At 72.7% G+C, this 21,218-nt stretch carries 16 protein-coding genes and 2 pseudogenes; 14 read left to right on the top strand and 4 right to left on the bottom strand.

The window, feature by feature from the left end:
* The first annotated feature begins 277 nt into the window (after positions 1–277).
* From AB0B40_RS19245 to AB0B40_RS19205, 9 genes and pseudogenes are all read left to right on the top strand, one after another.
* Positions 278–958: pseudogene (locus tag AB0B40_RS19245) on the top strand (response regulator).
* A gap of 124 nt (positions 959–1,082) precedes the next feature.
* Positions 1,083–3,830: a DNA translocase FtsK gene (locus tag AB0B40_RS19240; RefSeq protein WP_345057040.1), complete on the top strand. Its 2,748-nt coding sequence runs from the start codon at positions 1,083–1,085 to the stop codon at positions 3,828–3,830.
* 283 nt (positions 3,831–4,113) lie between these two features.
* Positions 4,114–4,956 (top strand): RodZ domain-containing protein, encoded by an 843-nt coding sequence (locus tag AB0B40_RS19235; RefSeq protein WP_345057038.1) that lies wholly within the window; start codon positions 4,114–4,116, stop codon positions 4,954–4,956.
* Between the two features lie 93 nt (positions 4,957–5,049).
* Complete coding sequence (gene rimO / locus AB0B40_RS19230; RefSeq protein ID WP_345057036.1) at positions 5,050–6,522, top strand: 30S ribosomal protein S12 methylthiotransferase RimO; 1,473 nt, start codon at positions 5,050–5,052, stop codon at positions 6,520–6,522.
* On the top strand, positions 6,519–7,283 hold the full coding sequence (gene pgsA / locus AB0B40_RS19225; protein WP_345057034.1) for a CDP-diacylglycerol--glycerol-3-phosphate 3-phosphatidyltransferase: 765 nt from the start codon (positions 6,519–6,521) through the stop codon (positions 7,281–7,283). The genes rimO and pgsA overlap by 4 nt, the downstream gene beginning before the upstream one ends.
* Positions 7,280–7,825, top strand: a complete 546-nt coding sequence (locus tag AB0B40_RS19220; protein WP_345057032.1) for a CinA family protein — start codon at positions 7,280–7,282, stop codon at positions 7,823–7,825. Before pgsA ends, AB0B40_RS19220 begins: the two co-directional genes overlap by 4 nt.
* Before the next feature lie 109 nt (positions 7,826–7,934).
* Positions 7,935–8,309 (top strand): helix-turn-helix transcriptional regulator, encoded by a 375-nt coding sequence (locus AB0B40_RS19215; protein ID WP_037745230.1) that lies wholly within the window; start codon positions 7,935–7,937, stop codon positions 8,307–8,309.
* 192 nt (positions 8,310–8,501) lie between these two features.
* Positions 8,502–8,972, top strand: a complete 471-nt coding sequence (locus AB0B40_RS19210; protein ID WP_345057027.1) for a DNA starvation/stationary phase protection protein — start codon at positions 8,502–8,504, stop codon at positions 8,970–8,972.
* A 134-nt stretch (positions 8,973–9,106) separates the two neighbouring features.
* On the top strand, positions 9,107–9,382 hold the full coding sequence (locus AB0B40_RS19205) for a hypothetical protein (RefSeq protein ID WP_345057025.1): 276 nt from the start codon (positions 9,107–9,109) through the stop codon (positions 9,380–9,382).
* On the opposite strand, the gene AB0B40_RS19200 is transcribed toward AB0B40_RS19205, so the two are convergent.
* The 3 genes from AB0B40_RS19200 to AB0B40_RS19190 all read right to left on the bottom strand — a co-directional run bounded on the left by AB0B40_RS19200 (position 9,330) and on the right by AB0B40_RS19190 (position 16,499).
* Entirely contained in the window at positions 9,330–10,094 is a 765-nt protein-coding gene (locus AB0B40_RS19200) for an SDR family NAD(P)-dependent oxidoreductase (protein WP_345057023.1), read from the bottom strand. The two genes, AB0B40_RS19205 and AB0B40_RS19200, sit on opposite strands and share 53 nt — an antisense overlap.
* Positions 10,095–10,236: 142 nt before the next feature.
* Positions 10,237–11,106 (bottom strand): DNA-formamidopyrimidine glycosylase family protein, encoded by an 870-nt coding sequence (locus tag AB0B40_RS19195; RefSeq protein WP_362264626.1) that lies wholly within the window; start codon positions 11,104–11,106, stop codon positions 10,237–10,239.
* A gap of 377 nt (positions 11,107–11,483) precedes the next feature.
* Positions 11,484–16,499, bottom strand: a complete 5,016-nt coding sequence (locus tag AB0B40_RS19190; protein WP_362264625.1) for an ATP-dependent helicase — start codon at positions 16,497–16,499, stop codon at positions 11,484–11,486.
* Positions 16,500–16,604: 105 nt separating this feature from the next.
* On the opposite strand from AB0B40_RS19190, the pseudogene AB0B40_RS19185 reads away from it, so the two are divergent.
* The 3 genes and pseudogenes from AB0B40_RS19185 to AB0B40_RS19175 form a co-directional block, all read left to right on the top strand.
* Positions 16,605–17,456, top strand: a pseudogene (locus AB0B40_RS19185) (AraC family transcriptional regulator); the annotation flags it as partial.
* Between the two features lie 29 nt (positions 17,457–17,485).
* Positions 17,486–18,241: an AzlC family ABC transporter permease gene (locus tag AB0B40_RS19180; protein ID WP_345057017.1), complete on the top strand. Its 756-nt coding sequence runs from the start codon at positions 17,486–17,488 to the stop codon at positions 18,239–18,241.
* Positions 18,238–18,546 (top strand): AzlD domain-containing protein, encoded by a 309-nt coding sequence (locus tag AB0B40_RS19175; protein WP_362264623.1) that lies wholly within the window; start codon positions 18,238–18,240, stop codon positions 18,544–18,546. The genes AB0B40_RS19180 and AB0B40_RS19175 overlap by 4 nt, the downstream gene beginning before the upstream one ends.
* Positions 18,547–18,601: 55 nt before the next feature.
* On the opposite strand, the gene AB0B40_RS19170 is transcribed toward AB0B40_RS19175, so the two are convergent.
* A complete protein-coding gene (locus tag AB0B40_RS19170) occupies positions 18,602–19,546 on the bottom strand; it encodes a hypothetical protein (protein WP_362264621.1) in 945 nt (314 codons plus the stop codon).
* A gap of 79 nt (positions 19,547–19,625) precedes the next feature.
* Between AB0B40_RS19170 and AB0B40_RS19165 the strand changes: the two genes are divergently transcribed.
* Together AB0B40_RS19165 and AB0B40_RS19160 are read left to right on the top strand one after the other, a co-directional pair.
* Entirely contained in the window at positions 19,626–19,820 is a 195-nt protein-coding gene (locus tag AB0B40_RS19165) for a DUF3046 domain-containing protein (RefSeq protein WP_345057011.1), read from the top strand.
* A gap of 140 nt (positions 19,821–19,960) precedes the next feature.
* On the top strand, positions 19,961–21,208 hold the full coding sequence (locus tag AB0B40_RS19160; RefSeq protein ID WP_362264634.1) for an AI-2E family transporter: 1,248 nt from the start codon (positions 19,961–19,963) through the stop codon (positions 21,206–21,208).
* Positions 21,209–21,218 lie beyond the last annotated feature (10 nt).

Raw genomic sequence — 21,218 nt, 5'->3', positions numbered from 1 at the left:
GGCGCCTGGCCTGGCCTGGCCGGATGTGAACGCCGGGGGAACCTTCGGCGTGCGTCGGGAGTTGCTGCATGATGAGGGCGGGAACATGAGGAACGGCGGATTCCGGGAACCATCCGGGGTCCTGCCGCGTTTCCCTTACGTGCACAGTGACATCGCGGTGACAGGGTGTGGCGACGGGCGGGGTGCGGCTACGATGACCGGCACAAGGACGGGCGGCGAAAGGGAGTCGTCCCCTGGGGCGGCACCCGGTGTACCGCCGGGGCGAGGAGGGCGGGCCATGGTGCAGAAGGCCAAGATCCTCCTGGTCGATGACCGGCCGGAGAATCTGCTGGCGCTGGAGGCCATCCTCTCCGCGCTCGATCAGACGCTGGTGCGGGCATCGAGCGGGGAGGAAGCGCTCAAAGCACTGCTCACGGACGATTTCGCGGTCATTCTGCTGGACGTCCAGATGCCGGGCATGGACGGGTTCGAGACCGCCGCCCACATCAAGCGGCGCGAGCGGACCCGGGACATCCCGATCATCTTCCTCACGGCGATCAACCACGGGCCGCACCACACCTTCCGGGGTTATGCGGCGGGCGCGGTGGACTACATCTCCAAGCCGTTCGACCCGTGGGTGCTGCGCGCGAAGGTCTCGGTCTTCGTCGAGCTGTACATGAAGAACTGCCAGCTGCGTGAGTAGGCGGCGCTGTTGCGGCTGCAGCTGGAGGGCGGCGGCAAGGGCGCGGTCGCCGGCAAGGAGTCGGCCGGGCTGCTCGCGGAGCTGTCCGCGCGGCTCGCGGCCGTCGAGGAGCAGGCGGAGGCGCTGTCCAAGCAACTGGACGACGACTCCGCGGACGCGGCGGCCGTGGCCACGGCCGCCCACCTGGAGCGCAAACTCACCGGTTTGCGCCGTGCGCTCGACGCCCTGGAGCCGGGCGCGGGCGGCGGCGCTGCGTCCGTGGCGTCGCAGAACTGACGTAGGCCCGGACCGCAGTTGCGGATGAGTGTGCGTCAGTTCCGGTCCGCGCCAAGCACGACACGAACGGGTGAAGCTGTGGCCACGCGTGTCCGCCGTCGTCTCCCCCGGTAACCTCACACCCATGGCCTCACGTCCCTCCGCAGCCAAGAAGCCGCCCTCGAAGAAGGCGGCAGCTCCCGCGAAGGCTCCGGCGAAGAAGGCCGCCGCGAGGAAGGCCGCGCCCCGGAAGGCGCCCGCCAGGAAGGCCGTGGCGAGGAAGGCCGCGCCCCCCAGGCCGGTACCCAGCCCCAGCGGGGGCGTGTACCGGCTCGTGCGTGCCCTGTGGCTCGGCCTCGCGCACGCCGTCGGCGCCGTCTTCCGCGGGATAGGGCAGGGGGCGAAGAACCTGGACCCGGCCCACCGCAAGGACGGCGTCGCGCTGCTGCTGTTCGGCATCGCCCTGATCGCCGCCGCGGGCACCTGGGCGGATCTCAAGGGGCCCGTAGGCGACCTGGTGGAGATCCTGGTCACCGGCGCCTTCGGCCGGCTCGACCTGCTGGTGCCGATACTGCTCGCGGTGATCGCCGTACGGTTCATCCGGCACCCGGAGAAGCCGGAGGCCAACGGGCGGATCGTGATCGGCCTGTCCGCGCTCGTCGTCGGCGTGCTCGGCCAGGTCCACATCGCCTGCGGCGCGCCCGCGCGCAGCGACGGCATGCAGGGGATAAGGGACGCCGGCGGTCTCATCGGCTGGGCGGCGGCCACCCCGCTGACGTACACCATGACCGAGATGCTCGCCGTGCCCCTGCTGGTACTGCTGACGATCTTCGGGCTGCTCGTGGTGACCGCCACCCCCGTCAACGCCATCCCGCAGCGGCTGCGCAAGCTCGGCGTCCACCTGGGTGTGCTGCACGACTACGAGGCGGAGCAGTTCGTCGACGACGGGCACTACGACGAGCAGTGGCGCGAGGCGGCGCCCGCGCGCCCGCGCAGGCGCTCCGGCGCCCCTCAGGCGTACGACCCCGACAGCGCCGAGGAAGAGGCCCTCTCGCAGCGCCGCGGGCGCCCCAGGCGCTCCGCGGTGCCCCAGCCGGATCCGCAGCGCCAGATGGACGCCGTGGACGTCGCGGCGGCGGCCGCGGCCGCGCTCGACGGCGCCGTGCTGCACGGCATGCCGCCGTCCCCGCTCGTCGCCGACCTCACGCAGGGGGTGAGCGCGGGGGAGCGCGAGGACACCACCCCGGTGCCCGCGCCGGCGCCCGAGCTGTCGCCGCCGTCCGAGCGCTCGCCGGTCCCCGCCCCGGCGGCCCGCCCCAGGCAGGAGAAGCTGTCGTCCGGCCCCGTGCCGGACCTGACGAAGAAGGCCCCCGAGGAGCCCCGCGACCTGCCCGCGCGCGCGGAGCAGCTCCAGCTGGCCGGCGACATCACCTACGCGCTGCCGTCACTGGACCTGCTCACGCGCGGCGGCCCGGGCAAGGCGCGCAGCGCCGCCAACGACGCGGTCGTCGCCTCGCTCACCCAGGTCTTCACCGAGTTCAAGGTCGACGCGGCCGTCACCGGCTTCACCCGCGGCCCGACGGTCACCCGCTACGAGGTCGAGCTCGGCCCCGCCGTGAAGGTCGAGCGGATCACCGCGCTGACCAAGAACATCGCCTACGCCGTCGCCAGCCCCGACGTGCGGATCATCAGCCCCATCCCCGGCAAGTCCGCGGTGGGCATCGAGATCCCGAACACCGACCGGGAGATGGTCAACCTCGGCGACGTACTGCGTCTCGCGGAGTCCGCCGAGGACGACGACCCGATGCTGGTCGCCTTCGGCAAGGACGTCGAGGGCGGGTACGTCATGCACTCGCTGGCGAAGATGCCGCACATGCTGGTCGCCGGCGCCACCGGCTCGGGCAAGTCGTCCTGCATCAACTGTCTGATCACCTCGGTGATGATGCGGGCGACCCCCGAGGACGTCCGGATGATCCTGGTCGACCCCAAGCGGGTGGAGCTGACCGCCTACGAGGGCATCCCGCACCTGATCACGCCGATCATCACCAACCCCAAGCGGGCCGCCGAGGCGCTGCAGTGGGTGGTCCGCGAGATGGACCTCAGGTACGACGACCTGGCCGCCTACGGCTACCGGCACATCGACGACTTCAACCGCGCGGTCCGCGAGGGCAAGGCGAAGCCGCCCGAGGGCAGCGAGCGGGAGCTGCAGCCGTACCCGTACCTGCTGGTGATCGTGGACGAGCTGGCCGACCTCATGATGGTCGCCCCGCGCGACGTCGAGGACTCCATCGTGCGCATCACGCAGCTCGCGCGCGCGGCCGGCATCCACCTGGTGCTCGCCACCCAGCGTCCGTCGGTCGACGTGGTCACCGGTCTGATCAAGGCCAACGTGCCCTCCCGGCTGGCCTTCGCCACTTCCTCGCTCGCCGACTCCCGGGTCATCCTCGACCAGCCCGGCGCCGAGAAGCTGATCGGCAAGGGCGACGGCCTGTTCCTGCCGATGGGCGCGAACAAGCCGACCCGTATGCAGGGCGCGTTCGTGACCGAGGAGGAGGTCGCGGTCGTCGTCCAGCACTGCAAGGACCAGATGGCGCCGGTCTTCCGGGACGACGTCACCGTGGGCACCAAGCAGAAGAAGGAGATCGACGAGGACATCGGCGACGACCTCGACCTGCTGTGCCAGGCGGCCGAGCTGGTCGTCTCCACCCAGTTCGGGTCGACGTCCATGCTCCAGCGCAAGCTGCGCGTCGGTTTCGCCAAGGCCGGACGGCTCATGGACCTGATGGAGTCGCGCAACATCGTGGGGCCGAGCGAGGGCTCCAAGGCGCGTGACGTCCTGGTGAAGCCCGATGAGCTGGATGGCGTGCTCGCGGTGATTCGCGGGGAGTCCTAGGAGGAGCGGGCAGGGCCGTTCGGCGGAGCGGCTACGCCGGGTGGCCCTGTCGCCGTGACACACCCGTTAGGGAGTGACGGGCAACCGTTCGCCTTTGTCGTACGTCCAGTTGAGCGAAAGGACACGTAAGGGTCCCACCCTGGGGTACCTGCTTGTCCGACCATCGGCATGTCAGGCCATACACATGGCGGAGAAAGTCATACCGTCCGGTTGCCCCACCCTTTCGTCACCCCCCTAGACTGAGCTTCCAGCACAGGTGGCTACTCGCTCGAAAGGCGCCCCCGTGTCCATCGGCAACTCCCCTGAAGACGAGCGTCCGTTCCGAGACGACTCCCAGGAAGCCCGACCCTCCGTCGGCCGTGCCCTCCAGCAGGCGCGGATCGCGGCCGGGCTCACCGTGGACGACGTCAGCAGTGCCACCCGTGTCCGTATCGCCATCGTGCACGCCATCGAGGCGGACGACTTCGCCCCCTGCGGCGGCGACGTGTACGCCCGTGGCCACCTGCGCACGCTGGCCCGGGCCGTCCACCTCGACCCCGAGCCGCTGATCGCCCAGTACGACGCCGACCACGGCGGCCGTCCCGCGCCCACCCCCGCCGCACCCCTGTTCGAGGCGGAGCGGATCCGTCCCGAGCGGCGTGGCCCGAACTGGACGGCGGCGATGGTGGCCGCGATCGTCGTCGTGATCGGATTCGTCGGGTTCACCGCGTTCAAGGGCGGCGACGACTCCGGCGACTCCAAGTCGCAGGTCGCCGAGGGCACCACGCCCACCGTCGGCAAGTCCGCGCAGCCCACGCCGAAGAAGGAGAAGCCCGCCCGGCCGACCGGCGAGCCCTCCGACAGCGCCATCGCCGCCGCACCCCAGGACAAGGTGACCGTCCGGGTCAGCGCGCCCAACGGACGCAGCTGGATCTCGGCCAAGGACCACAACGGCCGGATGCTCTTCGACGGGCTGCTGGACAAGGGCCAGTCCAAGACCTTCCAGGACAGCGCCAAGATCAACCTGATTCTCGGCGACGCGGGCGCGATCGAGCTGTACGTGAACGGCAAGAAGATCGAGGACACCTTCAAGCCCGGCGCGGTGGAGCGTCTCACCTACACGAAGGGCGACCCGGTCGCCGGCTGACGGCCCCCGGCCGGCCGGCATGTGACGGAGTCGGCCAAGATCGGCCAACCCCGTCGACGTGGGCTGTCAGTGAGACAAAGTAGTCTTGAGCCCATGCCTGAACGCCGTACCGTCGCACTCGTCACTCTCGGCTGCGCCCGTAACGAGGTGGACTCGGAGGAGCTCGCAGGCCGTTTGGAGGCGGACGGCTGGCAGCTCGTCGAGGACGCCGCGGACGCCGACGTCGCCGTGGTCAACACCTGTGGCTTCGTGGAAGCCGCGAAGAAGGACTCCGTCGACGCCCTCCTCGAGGCCAACGACCTCAAGGACCATGGCAGAACCCAGGCCGTCGTGGCGGTGGGCTGCATGGCCGAGCGGTACGGCAAGGAGCTGGCCGAAGCGCTGCCCGAAGCCGACGGCGTGCTCGGCTTCGACGACTACGCCGACATCTCCGACCGCCTCCAGACCATCCTGTCCGGCGGCATCCACGCCGCCCACACCCCGCGCGACCGGCGCAAGCTGCTGCCGATCAGCCCGGCCGAGCGGCAGGAGTCGGCCGCCGCGGTGGCACTTCCCGGGCACGCACCGGCCGACCTCCCGGAGGGCCTCGCGCCCGCCTCCGGCCCGCGCGCGCCCCTGCGCCGCCGGCTGGGCGGCTCCCCGGTCGCCTCGGTCAAGCTGGCCTCGGGCTGCGACCGGCGCTGCTCCTTCTGCGCCATCCCCTCCTTCCGCGGCTCCTTCATCTCCCGCCGCCCCAGCGACGTCCTGAACGAGACCCGCTGGCTGGCCGAGCAGGGCGTGAAGGAGGTCATGCTCGTCTCCGAGAACAACACCTCCTACGGCAAGGACCTGGGCGACATCCGCCTGCTGGAGTCCCTGCTGCCGGAGCTGGCCGACGTCGACGGCATCGAGCGGGTGCGGGTGAGCTACCTGCAGCCGGCCGAGATGCGCCCCGGGCTCATCGACGTGCTGACCTCGACCCCCAAGGTCGCCCCGTACTTCGACCTGTCCTTCCAGCACTCCGCGCCCGACGTGCTGCGTTCCATGCGCCGCTTCGGCGACACCGACCGGTTCCTGGAACTGCTCGACACCATCCGGAGCAAGGCCCCCGAGGCCGGTGTCCGCTCCAACTTCATCGTCGGCTTCCCCGGCGAGACCGAGTCCGACCTGGCCGAACTGGAGCGCTTCCTGACCGGCGCCCGGCTGGACGCCATCGGTGTCTTCGGCTACTCCGACGAGGAAGGCACCGAGGCGGCGACGTACGACAACAAACTGCACGAGGACGTCGTCGCCGAGCGCCTGGCCCACATCTCCCGGCTGGCCGAGGAACTCGTCTCGCAGCGTGCCGAGGAGCGCGTCGGCGAGACCGTGCGGGTCCTGGTGGAGTCCGTGGACGAGGAGGAGGGCGTCTACGGCCGCGCGGAGCACCAGGCGCCCGAGACCGACGGCCAGATGCTGCTCACGAGCGGCGCGGGCCTGAGCGTCGGACGTATGGTCGAGGCGAAGGTGGTCGGTACGGAGGGTGTCGACCTGGTGGCCGAGCCGCTGACCGGCTCGCCCGCGTGTAGTGAGGAGGCGGCCAGATGACCGGAGTCCCGGCATCCGCCGCGGGCGGCTCCTCCGGCGCGCAGGGCGCCCGGGGTTCCGCCGCCGCTGCCGACGGCGCCCGGACCGAGGTCTCCGGTTCTGCTTCTGCTTCAGGCCCCGAGGACGGCGGCAGGACACCGCGCGGCGCCAAGATCGCGGCCGCGGCCGTCAACCAGGCCAGCGTCTGGAACGTCGCCAACCTGCTGACCATGCTCCGGCTGCTCCTGGTGCCCGGCTTCGTCGCGCTGATGCTGGGGAACGGCGGTTACGACCCGGCCTGGCGCTCGCTGGCCTGGGCGGCCTTCGCCGTCGCCATGATCACCGACCTGTTCGACGGACATCTGGCGCGCACCTACAACCTGGTCACCGACTTCGGGAAGATCGCCGACCCCATCGCCGACAAGGCGATCATGGGAGCGGCGCTCATCTGTCTGTCCGCCCTGGGCGATCTGCCGTGGTGGGTGACGGCCGTGATCCTCGGCCGGGAACTCGGCATCACCGTGTTGCGTTTTCTGGTCATTCGCTACGGCGTGATCCCCGCCAGCCGGGGCGGCAAGCTGAAGACGCTCACCCAGGGCGTGGCCGTCGGGATGTACGTCCTGGCACTGACCGGATGGCTGGCCAGCCTGAGGTTCTGGGTGATGGCCGCCGCGGTCGTCCTCACGGTCGTGACCGGCCTCGACTACGTGAGACAGGCCATCGTGCTGCGGCGGCGGGGAATCGCCGAGCGCGCTGCCGCGTTGGAGGAGAAGGAAGCGTGAGTTCCGCGGCCACCGAGCTGGTGCGACTACTGACCGTGAGGGGCGAGACCCTCGCCGTCGCCGAGTCGCTGACCGGTGGTCTGGTGGCCGCGGAGATCACCGGGGTACCCGGGGCGTCCCGGGTGTTCCGCGGGTCGGTCACCGCTTACGCCACCGAGCTCAAGCACGAGCTGCTGGGTGTCGACGCCACCCTGCTGGCCCAGCGGGGAGCGGTGGATCCGCAGGTCGCGGGCGAGATGGCGGCCGGAGTCCGGAAGGCTCTGGGCGCCGACTGGGGCATCGCGACCACGGGGGTCGCCGGCCCCGAACCACAGGACGGCAAGCCGGTCGGGACGGTCTTCGTGGCCGTGGACGGGCCCCTCACCGTCCGGCCCGGTTCTGCCGGTGGCGGAAAAGTCGAGGGTCTGCGGTTGAACGGCAGCCGTGCGGAAATTCGTATGGAGAGTGTACGGAGCGTACTCGCAGTGCTTCTGGAGCAGCTTGCGGGCGAACAGTCCGGGAATGAGCGGGCACAGGATACGGAACGGAACGGGGGGTTTTGATGTTTGCAGCCCTGAGTGAACACGACATCGCTCCCCGCACGGCCGCGGCGCGAGGCGGTACGGTGGGGCGTGAAGGATGCGGCTACGCGGTCCGAGGAGGGAGCCACCGATGATTCTGCTCCGTCGCCTGCTGGGTGACGTGCTGCGTCGGCAGCGCCAACGCCAGGGCCGTACTCTGCGCGAAGTCTCCTCGTCCGCCCGAGTCTCACTCGGCTATCTCTCCGAGGTGGAGCGGGGGCAGAAGGAGGCTTCCTCCGAGCTGCTCTCCGCCATCTGCGACGCGCTGGACGTACGGATGTCGGAACTCATGCGAGAAGTGAGCGACGAGCTGGCGCTCGCCGAGCTGGCCCAGTCCGCCGCGGCCACCGATCCCGTGCCCACGTCGGTTCGCCCGATGCTGGGTTCCGTGTCGGTGACCGGTGTGCCACCGGAACGGGTGACCATCAAGGCGCCCGCGGAGGCGGTGGACGTGGTTGCCGCGTGAGGTTCGCGCACGCGGCCTGACGAACCAAGACGACCGAAGCCCCGGCCGGCTTCCCAGGGAGACCTGGGAGGGCCCGGTCGGGGCTTCCGTCTTGCCCGCGGCATCTGTGCCCGTACCCGCCCGTTTGCCGGTGTCGAGTGCTGCCCTCATCGTGGGAGGGACGTGACGGCGCCGAAGCACCGGAGGAAGCGGATGTACATCGTGAAGAGTTCGTTGGCCGACGCGGATCTGAAGACCGTGTCCGAGGCGCTGCAGGGCGCCCTCGTCGACCTGGTGGACCTCTCGCTGGCCGCCAAACAGATCCACTGGAACGTCGTCGGCCCCCGCTTCCGCTCCATCCACCTCCAGCTCGACGACGTCGTCGCCTCCGCCCGCACCCACTCGGACACGGTGGCCGAGCGGGCCTCGGCGCTGGGCGTGCCACCCGACGGCCGCGCCGCCACGGTGGCCTCCGTCAGCGGCCTCAAGCCCACCCCGGCGGGGTGGATCAAGGACACGGACGCGGTCTCGGCGATGGTGGACGCGCTCGGCGCCGCGATCTCCCGGATGCGGGGGCGGGTGGAAGCGACCGGGGAGCCGGACCCGGTGTCCCAGGACATCTTCATCCAGATCACCGCCGACCTGGAGAAGCACCACTGGATGTTCCAGGCGGAGAACGCGTAGCAGGCGTGGTGGGCGGTCGGGGACACCCGCCGTCTCCGGTGCCCTGTGGTCCGGCGTTGCATCCGTGAGCCCGCGGTGCGCCTCCCGTGCGGGACAGGCGACGGTCTAGCGTCCGGCTGGAGGTGGTGGCGGGCATGGTGGGGCGAATAGTGCGCTGGGGGGTCGCGATCGCGCTCGGGGCGGTGTGGTGGTGGGCCGTGCTGCGGCTCGCCACCGGGCAGGGCTCGGGCGTGCTGGAGGGTGCCGTCGCGGCCGGCGGCTGGGGGCTGAGCCTGCTGCCCGTGCACTGTGTGCCCACCGCGCGCGCGAACGCGGCCGTCCCGCCGGGACGCTGGGCGGCCGCCTGGCGGGCCGGCGTCACCACGGCATCGCCACTCCCCCGTTCGGGCGAAGTATCTGACCTGTCGTGAACCCCGACGCGTCCGACGCCAGGTACAGCACCGCGTGAGCGACGTCGTCCGGTTCGCCGACCCGGCCCAGCGGTGTCATCCGGGTCATCACGGCCTCGGTGTGCGCCTGTGCCTCGCGGTCGTGGCGATCGGTCATGGGGGTACGGATCCAGCCCGGCGCGAGCGCGTTGACCCGGATGCCGTGCGGGCCCACCTCGGTGGCCAGCGTCTTGGTCAGCTGCACCACGGCCGCCTTGGCCGCGCCGTAGCAGAGCAGCCCGGCGCCGCCGGTGTCGACCGCCCCGGAGGCCATGGTGACGATGCTGCCGCGGGTTCGGTGGGCGAGCATCAGCCGGGCCGCCTCCTGGCAGGCGTACAGCACGCCCTTGAAGTTGACGTCCAGCACACGGTCGAGATCCTCGGTCCGGGTGTCCAGGACCGGGCTGCTGTGCATGATCCCGGCGATCGCCGCCAGCACGTCCAGCCGCTCGCAGGAGCGGACCGCCTCGGCCAGCCGGGCTCGGTCGGTGACGTCCAGGACGTGGACACGGGCCGTGCCGCCGCGGTCCTCGATCAGAGCGGCCGTGCCGTCCAGGCCGTCCGCGTCCCGGTCGGCGCAGTGCACCGTGGCTCCCGCCTCGGCGAGCAGTACGGCGGAGGCCCGGCCGATGCCGCCGGCGGCTCCGGTGACGAAGGCGGTGCGTCCGGTGAGGTCGTACGCGGTGAGGGCCATGCGGCGACGGTACGAGCTTTTCTGACGGAGCGTCAATTGCTGGGGCTGTGTGGGACTGCGTGGGAGCGGGCGGAACCGGGGTCGCCGGGGCTCGCCCGGGCTGGTCGTCGGCTGGTCGCCGGCCGACCCGGGGCTGGAGTGGTCAGCCGGTGCGGCGGGGGTAGCGGTCGCGCCAGCGCTGGGGCGAGCCGGCCGCGGGAGCGGGGCCCGACTGGCAGGTGGGACACCAGTAGGTGGGGCGCTCCTGGGAGCCGTCGCCCTGGTCCGCCACTCGGACGGGGGTGTGGCAGCGCAGGCAGGGGCGTGCCGCCCGGCCGTAGACGAACAGGTCGGGCCAGGGCGGACGTGTCGCCTGCCGGCGGGACAGACCCGCGGTCTGGCGGACCGGGCGGTCGCGGTTCTCCTCCAGGAGCCGCTTGGCCAGGCCGGGCAGCTTCTCGGCGCGGTCCCCGGGCAGCGCGCCGGCCGGCAGCCAGGGGGTCACGCCGAGGAGGAAGCACAGCTCACTCTTGTAGACATTGCCGATACCGGCCAGATTGCGCTGGTCCAGCAGGGCCTCGCCGAGCTGACGGGCGGGGTCCGCCAGCACGTTGGCCAAGGCCCGGTCGGGGTCCCAGTCGGGGCCGAGCAGATCGGGGCCGAGGTGGCCGACGGCCTGCTCCTCCTCGGTGGTGCGCAGCAGCTCCACGACCGGCAGGCGGTAGCCGACGGCGTCGCGATCGGCCGTGCCGAGGATGATCCGGATCTGGTGCGCCGGCCCTCCGCGCCAGCGTTCACCCGAGCCGAACACCTTCCACGCGCCCTCCATGCGCAGATGGGTGTGCAGCGTCAGACCGCCCTCGAAACGGGTGAGCAGGTGCTTGCCGCGCGCGACCGTGCTCAGCACCCTGCGGCCGGTCAGGTCGACCGTCGCGTACTGGGGCACGCGGAAGTCGCTGCGGGTCAGCGCCTTGCCCGCGAGGGCTTCGTGCAGCCGCCGCGCGGCCTGCCAGACCGTGTCACCTTCGGGCATGCGTCAAGCGTGCCACGGGGGGAGAGGGGGAGGTGGGCGCGGGTCGGCGGTGGGCGGCCGGAGGTGCGCCCCAGCGGGCCGGTGCGCCGGGCGGGGCCGGGGGTGCCCGGCGGGGTCGGGCGGGGTCGGGGGTGCCCGGCGGGCCGGTGCGCCGGGCGGGGCCGGGGGTGCCCGGCGGGGGCCTGCCGGGTGCCGGTGGCTGGTGGTGGTCGTGTCGGGTTGAGCGGGACGACGGCCGGGCCTGAGGGAGTCGTTGGGCGAGGCGTCTGGCCGTCGCCCGCTCAACCCGCACGACCACCACCCAGCGGTGCCCGACACCCGACCCCCGTCCCACCCGCTTCACCATCCGCCTCCCTCGGGCCCGACCGCGGTGCCGGTCAGGCCCTCAGGCGCAGGCCCCGTGGGGTCGCCACGAAGCCCGCTGCCTCCAGGAGCGTGCCTGCCGGGGAGGTCAGGGCCGGGGTGCCGTTGATCCGCTCGACCGTGACCGTGCCGAGCGAGCCGGCGCGGGCCGCCGCGGCCAGCGCCTCGGCGGCCGGGCGGAGGCGGGGGTCGTCCGTCGCCGTGGTGTCCGGGGCGGCGGGCCAGGCCAGCAGCGTCTTTCCGCCGCGCTCCATGTACAGCGTCAGCTCTCCCTCCACCAGGACGACCAGCGAACCCGCCTTGCGCCCCGGCTTGTGCCCGGCGCCGGTCGGCGGCTCCGGCCAGGGCAGCGCGGAACCGTAGGCGTTCGCCGGGTCGGCCGCGGCGAGGACCACGACACGTGGGTCGGGCGCGGCGGAACCGGTCCGGCCACTGCCGTAGCCGCCCCGGTGCGGGTCCGTGCCGTAGGCGGCCGTGGCGTACGACGGCCCCGAGCCGTAGGGGATGCCGCCGCGCGGGCCGCCGTAGCCCGGGGAAGCGAACGGGTCGGTAAGGTCCCGGGGCGAGAGCTGGTCACCGTCGGCGGCGGGCCGGTCCTCCGGAGGCCAGGTGAAGTCGCCGTCCAGACGGGGATGGGCGAGGCCGCCGTCGCCTGCGTCGAAGGTGTGGCCGTGCGGTGTGCCGTCGGAGCCGTCGAACGGGTTCGGGAACCCCTGCTCGGCGAAGCCGCTCGTAGCACCCGGGGCGCCGAAGCCGTTCGGGCGGGCCGGGGCGGGCAGGCCCTCGGCCCGCTCGCGGGCGTTCGCCACCGCGCGCAGGCGGTCCACCGCGCCGTCCATCGCGAACTGGGCCGCGCCCAGCCCCTCGACCACGTAACCGCGCCGGGCCTGACCACTGTCCTCGAACGCCGACAGCACCCGGTACACCGCCGAGAAACCGCCCTCGACACCCTCCGCGGCGACCGCTCCCCGGGTGACCACGCCGTGCCGGTCCAGGAGCGTGCGGGCCAGTGCGTGCGCGCGCACCGTGGCGTCCGGCTCGGCCGCGGGCAGCAGTGACCAGCGGCCGGCGACGGTCGGCGGGCCGGTGCGGGAGGCGGTGCGCGCGGCGGCCGTCAGGGAGCCGTAGCGCCCGCGCGGGACGGCGCGCTTGGCGCGATGCGCGGTCGAGCCCGCCGTACGGCCGGAACCCAGCAGGGAACGCATCGGAGCCAGGGTGTCGTTGGTGAGCCGGCCGGACCAGGCCAGGTCCCACAGCGCGTCGGCCAGTTGGGGATCGGTGACGTCGGGGTGCGTGGTGGCACGGATCTGGTCGGCGATCTGCCGGAAGAACAGACCGTAGCCGCCGGACAGGGCATCGAGGGCGGACTGGTGGAGCGCGGTGAGCTCCAGCGGGTGCGGTGCCGGGAGCAGCAGCGGGGCCGCGTCCGCCAGATAGAGCGAGACCCAGCCGTCCTTGCCGGGCAGGGCTCCGGCGCCGGCCCACACCACCTCGCCCGCGGCGGTCAGCTCGTCGAGCATCGAAGGCGTGTAGTTCGCCACCCGGGAGGGCAGGACCAGCTTCTCCAGCGCGGAGGCGGGCACGGAGGCACCCTGCAACTGCTCGATCGCGCGCACCAGCCCGTCGATGCCGCGCAGACCATGCCCCTTGCCGATGTGCTGCCACTGCGGCAGGAACTGGGCGAGCGCGGCCGGAGGCACGGGCTCCAGCTCATGGCGCAGGGCCGCCAGGGAGCGGCGGCGCAGACGGCGCAGTACGGTCGCGTCGCACCACTCCTGGCCGATGCCGGCCGGGTGGAACTCGCCCTGGACGACCCGGCCGCTCCCCGCGAGCCGCTGCAGGGCACCCTCGGTGACCGCGACGCCCAGACCGAACCGGGCCGCCGCGGTGGTCGAGGTGAAGGGGCCGTGCGTCCGGGCGTAGCGCGCGAGGAGGTCGCCCAGCGGGTCCTTGACCGGTTCGGTGAACGCCTCGGGGACGCCGACCGGCAGTGCCGTGCCCAGCGCGTCGCGCAGGCGGCCCGCGTCCTCGACGGCAGCCCAGTGGTCGGTACCGGCGATCCGGACCTCGATGGCCCGGCGGGCCCCGGCCAGCTCCCGCGCCCACTGCGGATCCGCACCCCGCGCCACCAGCTCCGCGTCGGTCAGCGGGCCGAGCAGCCGGAGCACATCGGCGACACCCTCGACGTCCTTGACCCGGCGGTCCTCGGTGAGCCACTGCAGCTCGCGCTCCAGCTCGGTCAGCACCTCCGCGTCGAGCAGTTCGCGCAGCTCCGCCTGGCCCAGCAGTTCGGCCAGCAACCGGGAGTCCAGCGAGAGCGCGGCGGCGCGGCGCTCGGCCAGCGGCGAGTCGCCCTCGTACAGGAACTGGGCGACGTACCCGAAGAGCAGGGAGCGGGCGAACGGGGACGGCTCCGGGGTGGTGACCTCGACCAGACGCACCTTGCGGGACTCGATGTCGCCCATCAGCTCGACCAGCCCGGGAACGTCGAAGACGTCCTGGAGGCATTCGCGGACCGCTTCCAGGACGATCGGGAAAGAACCGAACTCGCTCGCCACCTGGAGCAGCTGGGCGGCCCGCTGGCGCTGCTGCCACAGCGGCGTGCGCTTGCCGGGGTTGCGGCGCGGCAGCAGCAGGGCGCGGGCGGCGCACTCCCGGAACCGGGAGGCGAACAGCGCCGAGCCGCCGACCTGGTCGGTGACGACCTGGTCGACCTCGCCCTTGTCGAAGGCGACGTCCGACGCGCCGACCGGGGCCTGCTCGCTGTCGTACTCGCCGCCGGCCTTCACGGGCTCCTGGCCGAGCAGGTCCAGGCCCATCAGATCGGCGTCGGGCAGGCGCAGCACGATGCCGTCGTCGGCGTGCATGACCTGGGCGTCCATGCCGTACCGCTCGGACAGACGGGCGGCGAGGGCGAGGGCCCAGGGGGCGTGGACCTGGGCGCCGAAGGGGGAGTGGACGACGACCCGCCAGTCGCCCAGCTCGTCACGGAACCGCTCCACGACGATCGTACGGTCGTCCGGGACATGGCCGCATGCCTCGCGCTGCTCGTCCAGGTACGACAGCACGTTGTCCGCCGCCCACGCGTCCAGGCCGGCCGCCAGCAGCCGTAGCCGGGCGTCGTCCTTGGGCAGCGAGCCGACCTCGCGCAGGAAGGCGCCCACCGCGCGGCCCAGCTCCAGCGGGCGGCCCAGCTGGTCGCCCTTCCAGAAGGGCAGCCGGCCCGGCACACCCGGCGCCGGAGAGACCAGGACGCGGTCGCGCGTGATGTCCTCGATCCGCCACGAGCTCGTGCCCAGCGTGAAGACGTCGCCCACGCGGGACTCGTACACCATCTCCTCGTCCAGCTCGCCGACCCGGCCGCCGCCCTTCTTGGGGTCGGAACCGGCGAGGAAGACGCCGAACAGGCCGCGGTCCGGGATCGTGCCGCCGGAGGTGACCGCGAGGCGCTGGGCGCCCGGGCGGCCGGTGATCTCGCCGGTGACGCGGTCCCACACCACGCGCGGACGCAGCTCGGCGAACGCGTCCGACGGGTAGCGGCCCGCGAGCATGTCGAGTGTCGCCGTGAACGCCGACTCGGGCAGCGAGGCGAACGGCGCCGCGCGCCGGACCACCGTCAGCAGGTCGTCGAACTGCCAGGTGTCCAGCGCGGTCATGGCGACCAGCTGCTGCGCCAGCACGTCCAGCGGGTTCGCGGGCACCTTCAGCGACTCGATGGAGCCCGAGCGCATCCGCTCGGTGACCACGGCCGCCTGGACCAGGTCGCCCCGGTACTTGGGGAAGACGACACCGGTGGAGACGGCGCCGACCTGGTGTCCCGCGCGGCCCACGCGCTGGAGACCGGAGGCGACCGAGGGCGGGGACTCGACCTGCACGACGAGATCCACCGCGCCCATGTCGATGCCCAGTTCGAGGCTGGAGGTGGCGACCACGGCGGGCAGCCGCCCGGCCTTCAGATCCTCCTCCACCAAGGCGCGCTGCTCCTTGGAGACCGACCCGTGGTGCGCGCGGGCGATCACCGGCGGCGCCCCATGTGCCGCGCCCGAGCCGCCCATCAGCTCGGCGGGGGAGTGGTGCTCGTCCAGGGTCTCCCCGGTCGCCCGCTCGTAGGCGATCTCGTTGAGCCGGTTGCACAGCCGCTCCGCCAGCCGTCGGGAGTTCGCGAACACGATCGTGGACCGGTGGGCCTGGACCAGGTCGGCGATCCGCTCCTCCACGTGCGGCCAGATCGACGGCCGTTCCCCGCCCTCGGCGGCGTCGGCGGCCGGGGATCCGCCCAGCTCGCCCATGTCCTCGACCGGGACGACCACGGAGAGGTCGAACTCCTTGCCGGACTCCGGCTGGACGATCTCCACCTTGCGGCGCGGGGACAGATAGCGGGCGATCTCGTCCACCGGTCGCACGGTCGCCGACAGGCCGATCCGGCGGGCGGGCTTCGGCAGCAGCTCGTCCAGCCGCTCCAGGGAGAGCGCGAGGTGCGCGCCGCGCTTGGTGCCCGCGACCGCGTGCACCTCGTCCAGGATCACCGTCTCCACGCCGCTGAGCGCGTCCCGGGTGGCCGACGTGAGCATCAGGAACAGCGACTCGGGGGTGGTGATCAGGATGTCCGGCGGCCGTGTGGACAGGGCGCGGCGCTCGGCGGCCGGGGTGTCGCCGGACCGGATGCCGACCCTGATCTCGGGTTCGGGCCGACCCAGGCGCACGGACTCCTGGCGGATGCCGGTCAGCGGGCTGCGCAGGTTGCGCTCGACGTCGACGGCCAGGGCCTTCAGCGGGGACACGTACAGCACCCGGCAGCGCTTCTTCGGGTCGGCCGGGGGCGGGGCCGAGGCCAGCTGGTCCAGTGCGGCGAGGAAAGCGGCCAGAGTCTTGCCCGAGCCGGTCGGGGCGACCACCAGCACGTCCGAGCCCGCCTGGATGGCCTGCCACGCGCCCACCTGGGCCGCGGTGGGCGCGGAGAAGGCCCCCGTGAACCAGCCGCGGGTCGCGGGGGAGAAGCCGTCGAGGGCCCGGTGGGCGGAGCTGACCATGCGTCCATCCTGCACCCGCCCACTGACAATCGCCCTGACCTGGGCAAATGGGGCGGCGGTGCGGGCCGGGCCGATGTCGTGGCCGGTGGGGCGGACAATGGCCGTATGGCGGGTTCAGGGGAGCGGGCACGGCACTGGCGGTACGCGGAGCTGCCCGGGGTCGACCTGCTGCGGGCCCGGTACATCCGCAAGACCTTCGTCCGGCACACCCACGAGAACTTCGTGATCGCGGCCATCGCCGACGGCGTCGAGGTCTTCCATCACCACGGCTCCGACGTCTCCGCCGGCGCCGGAGCCCTCGCCCTGGTCAACCCCGACACCCCGCACACCGGCCGGGCCGGGGTGCCCGAGGGCTGGCGGTACGGCGCGCTCTACCCGCCGCCCGACGTGGTCGCCGCGATCGCCGCCGAGACCACCACCCTGCGGGGCACTCCGGGCTTCGTCAGCCCCGTCCTCGACGATCCATACACCGTCCGGCTGGTCCACCAGGTGCTGCGCGCCGCCGACGAGGGCAACGCACTGGCCGCCGACACGCTCCTGCGGGTCGCCGTGACCAGGCTGCTGCGGCTCAACGGCGGACCGCTGCCCGAGCGGCGGACCCGGACGGCCGGGGCGCGGACCGCGGCACGCGCGCGTGCGGTGCTGGAGGAGCGCATGGCCGACCCGCCGGCCCTGGAACGGCTCGCCGCGGACCTCGGCACCAGCCCGTTCGCCCTGCTGCGGGCGTTCCGCGACGCCTACGGCATGCCACCGCACACCTGGCTGACCGACGCCCGCGTGCGCCGGGCCCGGCTGCTGCTGGACGCGGGGACGGCTCCCGCCGAGGCGGCGGTCGCCGTCGGCTTCACCGACCAGCCCCACCTCAACCGGCACTTCACCCGGATCGTCGGCGTGCCGCCGGGCGCGTACCGGCGGGAGCGCACCAGCACCGGCGAGCGCAAGAACGTACAAGACGCGAGCTGACGGCCGCCCGTACGGTCCGGTGCGTGGCACAGCACATAGCACTCATCGATCCGACGGCCGACGGCCCGGACAAGCCGGACGCCGCCGTCGTGCGGGACGCCCTCGGGGTGGGCGTCGCCGTGGGCCTGTCCGGATTCGCCTTCGGGGTGACCTCGGCCGGCAGCGGACTCGGACTGCTCCAGACCTGCGCGCTCAGCCTCCTGGTGTTCACCGGCGCCTCCCAGTTCGCCCTGGTCGGAGCCCTCGCCGCAGGCGGGAACCCGTTCACGGCCGCGGCCGGCGCCTTCTTCCTGGGCGTGCGCAACGCCTTCTACGGACTGCGGCTGTCACAGCTGCTCGCCCTCCCGCGCGCGGTACGGCCGTTCGCCGCCCAGTGGGTGATCGACGAGACCACCGCGGTGACCCTGGCCCAGCCGAACCGGCGGGCCGCGCGGATCGGCTTCACCGTGACCGGGCTCAGCCTCTACGTGCTGTGGAACCTCACCACTCTGCTCGGCGCGCTGGGGGCCAAAGCGATCGGCGACACGCGCGCGTGGGGCCTGGACGCGGCGGGACCCGCCGTGTTCCTCGCCCTGCTCGCGCCGATGCTGAAGACGGCCACCGAACGCGCGGTCGCGGGCCTCGCCGTCCTGCTGGGCCTCGGTCTGCTGCCCGTCCTGCCGGCCGGCGCGCCGGTCCTGGTGGCCGCACTGGCGGCGCCGCTCGCGCTCGTCGCCGAGAGCCGGCGCCGGGCGCGTGGCGGGCAGGACGGACTCGACGGCGTGGAGGAGGACCGGTGAACGCCTGGATCGCGATCGGGGTGACCGTCCTCGGCTGCTACGCCGTCAAGCTCGCCGGACTCCTGGTACCGGCGCACACGGTCGAGCGGCCGTACGTGCGGCGGCTGGCCGCACTGCTGCCGGTCGCGTTGCTCGCCGCGCTCACGGCCCAGCAGACGTTCTCCGACGGGCACGCCCTGGTGCTGGACGCCCGGGCCACGGGGCTCGCCGCCGCGGCCGTGGCACTGCTGCTGCGAGCGCCCTTCCTGCTGGTCGTCGCGGCGGCCGTGGCGGTGACGGCGGGCCTACGGGCCGTCGGCTGGTGAGGCGGACCGGGCCGGCCCGCCTCAGCGACGGGCTCGGCCCGCGGACGGGACCTGATCAGCCCACGAAACGACCGTGGGCCCTGAGGGTGCGCAGCGCGTCGATCGTCACCAGGGCTCGCGCCTCCAGCGTGGGCGCCTGGGCCCACTGGCGCCACCGCACGGGCCAGCCGCCGTCCTCCCGCTGTTCGGCGGCCAGGTGGTCCAGCGAGCGCGTCATCTCGTCGTCCGTGAACCACGCGCGCGCGAGCGAGTCCGGGTACCGGGCGAAATCGTGCGGGTAGTGGTGCTCGCCGGGGGCAGAACCGGACGCGACCGGAAACGCGTCGATGCGGTCCGGGTCGAGCACGGCGAGCCGCTGCTCCCGTACCAGCCGGCCCAGCCGGTCGGCGGCGGCCTCCGCGCGCGGGCGGTCGGGAACGAAGTCCAGGAAGGCCACGGCGGCCTCCACCTCGTAGGGGTGGGACTTGTCCAGGGACTCCACCGCGTGCCAGCAGTAGTCGGTGGCCCGGAACAGCCAGGCGTGCCACACCTCGTTGCGGTGCAGCAGCCCGACCACCGGACCGGTGGCCAGCAGATCGCTGGGCGGATCGTCGACGACGGGGACGAACGGCGCCGTCGGATAGCCGCGCTGGCCGGGATGGACGGCGGGCAGCGCGCCGTCCGGGGTGGAGACGGAGGTCAGGTAGCGGCACACGCGCTCCACCCGCTGCCCGCCGCAGCGCCCGACGGCGTCCAGCACGCGCAGTGCGTGCGCGGTGTGCAGGGGCTGGCTGACCGGGCCGCGCAGATCGGGCTCCAGCGCGTGCCCGTACCCGCCGTCCTCGTTGCGGTAGGCGTCCAGTGCGGTTTCCACCGCCTCAGGGCTGCCGTGCAGGAAGTGGTACGCGAAGAGACGCTGCTCCAGCACGCGCGCGGTGAGCCACACGAACTGTTCGGCGCGGAAGAGCGGGGAGCGCGCCGGGGACGTGGAGGGGAGTGGGGAAGCTCCTAGTTCGGCCATGGGTCAGACCGTAGGACGGAAATCGGTCCCGGCGGCCCTCCCGGGCAGGGCCCACCCCCAGGGGCGGGATACTGAAGTCATGCGGTTGACGGTCTTCTGGCAGCGGATGGCGGAACACTTCGGTCGGGGGTACGCCGAGACCTTCGCGCGCGACCACGTCATGTCGGAACTGGGCGGACGCACGGTGAACCAGGCACTGGACGCCGGCTGGGAGGCCAAGGACGTGTGGCGCGTGGTCTGCGCGGTCATGGACGTGCCGGGCGAGCGACGTTGACACACGTCGGCCGAAATGTCCGATGTGCCGGTAAAGAGTGCGACAGTTCGGCACTGCTCTGTCACGAAGATCGCGGACGGTCACCTGTTGTCGGTGGCGTGGGCGAGACTGGGCGCGTGGCACCCACTGACGAGGATCCCCTGGCACCCACTGCCGAGGACGGCGAGCCGTCCGACCGGCAGGCAACACCGGCGGCTCCGGCCCCGCCCGGCCGGCCGCCGCTCTCCGACGCCGTCGCGCAGGGCGGCCGGATGCCACGCTGGCTGCCGCGTGCCATGGTGCTCGCGCTCGCGCTGATCGCCTCGTTCCAGTTGGGCAGCTGGGCCTTCCATCAGCTGACCGGACTCCTGATCAACATATTGATCGCGTTCTTCCTGGCTCTCGCGATCGAACCCGCGGTGAGCCGGATGGCGGCTCATGGCATGCGCAGGGGGCTCGCCACCTTCCTCGTCTTCCTCGGGTTGGCCGTCGTCACGGCCGGGTTCATCACCTTGCTCGGGTCCATGCTGGCCGGCCAGATCATCAAGATGATCGAGGGCTTCCCGGACTACCTTGACTCGCTCATCAACTGGATCAACGAAACCTTCCACACGCACCTCAAGCGGGTGGACGTCCAGGAGGGCCTGCTCCACTCCGACTGGCTGCGCAAGTACGTGCAGAACAGCGCGGCCGGGGTCCTCGACGTGTCGGCCCAGGTGCTCGGCGGGCTCTTCCGGCTGCTGACGGTCGGCCTGTTCTCGTTCTACTTCGCCGCCGACGGTCCCCGGCTGCGCCGCGCCCTGTGCTCCGTGCTGCCGCCCGCGCGTCAGGCCGAGGTGCTGCGCGCCTGGGAGATCGCCGTCGACAAGACGGGTGGGTACCTGTACTCGCGCGGTCTCATGGCGCTCATCTCCGGCGTCGCGCACTACATCCTGCTCGAGGCCATGGGTGTGCCGTACGCGCCCGTGCTCGGCGTCTGGGTGGGCCTGGTCTCGCAGTTCATCCCCACCATCGGGACATACCTCGCCGGTGCGCTGCCGATGCTGATCGCGTTCACCGTCAACCCCTGGTACGCGGTGTGGGTGCTGGTCTTCGTCGTGATCTACCAGCAGTTCGAGAACTACGTGCTCCAGCCCAAGCTGACCGCCAAGACCGTCGACATCCACCCGGCGGTCGCCTTCGGCTCGGTCGTCGCGGGCACCGCACTGCTGGGCGCGGTCGGCGCGCTGATCGCCATCCCGGCGGTGGCCACCCTCCAGGCGTTCCTGGGGGCGTACGTCAAGCGGTACGCCGTCACGGACGACCCCCGGGTGCACGGGCACCGCGGCAGAGGCCGGGGCGGCCCCGGGATGCTCACGCGCGTGCGGCGGTTGTGGGCCGGCGGTCCCGGCGGGCGGGAACAGCCGTAGAGCCGTGGCC

Origin of the sequence: Streptomyces sp. NPDC042638, from assembly GCF_040647235.1 — a bacterium.
GTDB classification, from domain to species: domain Bacteria; phylum Actinomycetota; class Actinomycetes; order Streptomycetales; family Streptomycetaceae; genus Streptomyces; species Streptomyces rameus.
The sequence above is the reverse complement of the archived record's forward strand: the minus strand, read 5'-3'. Positions and strand labels throughout refer to the sequence as shown.

Excerpts from the sequence above, each read along its gene's own strand:
- AB0B40_RS19240 (WP_345057040.1), top strand. The coding sequence starts at position 1,083 with ATGGCCTCACGTCCCTCCGCAGCCAAGAAGCCGCCCTCGAAGAAGGCG.
- rimO (WP_345057036.1), top strand. The coding sequence starts at position 5,050 with ATGCCTGAACGCCGTACCGTCGCACTCGTCACTCTCGGCTGCGCCCGT.
- pgsA (WP_345057034.1), top strand. The coding sequence starts at position 6,519 with ATGACCGGAGTCCCGGCATCCGCCGCGGGCGGCTCCTCCGGCGCGCAG.
- AB0B40_RS19215 (WP_037745230.1), top strand. The coding sequence starts at position 7,935 with ATGATTCTGCTCCGTCGCCTGCTGGGTGACGTGCTGCGTCGGCAGCGC.
- AB0B40_RS19210 (WP_345057027.1), top strand. The coding sequence starts at position 8,502 with ATGTACATCGTGAAGAGTTCGTTGGCCGACGCGGATCTGAAGACCGTG.
- AB0B40_RS19205 (WP_345057025.1), top strand. The coding sequence starts at position 9,107 with ATGGTGGGGCGAATAGTGCGCTGGGGGGTCGCGATCGCGCTCGGGGCG.
- AB0B40_RS19200 (WP_345057023.1), bottom strand. The coding sequence starts at position 10,094 with ATGGCCCTCACCGCGTACGACCTCACCGGACGCACCGCCTTCGTCACC.
- AB0B40_RS19195 (WP_362264626.1), bottom strand. The coding sequence starts at position 11,106 with ATGCCCGAAGGTGACACGGTCTGGCAGGCCGCGCGGCGGCTGCACGAA.
- AB0B40_RS19190 (WP_362264625.1), bottom strand. The coding sequence starts at position 16,499 with ATGGTCAGCTCCGCCCACCGGGCCCTCGACGGCTTCTCCCCCGCGACC.
- AB0B40_RS19170 (WP_362264621.1), bottom strand. The coding sequence starts at position 19,546 with ATGGCCGAACTAGGAGCTTCCCCACTCCCCTCCACGTCCCCGGCGCGC.
- AB0B40_RS19165 (WP_345057011.1), top strand. The coding sequence starts at position 19,626 with ATGCGGTTGACGGTCTTCTGGCAGCGGATGGCGGAACACTTCGGTCGG.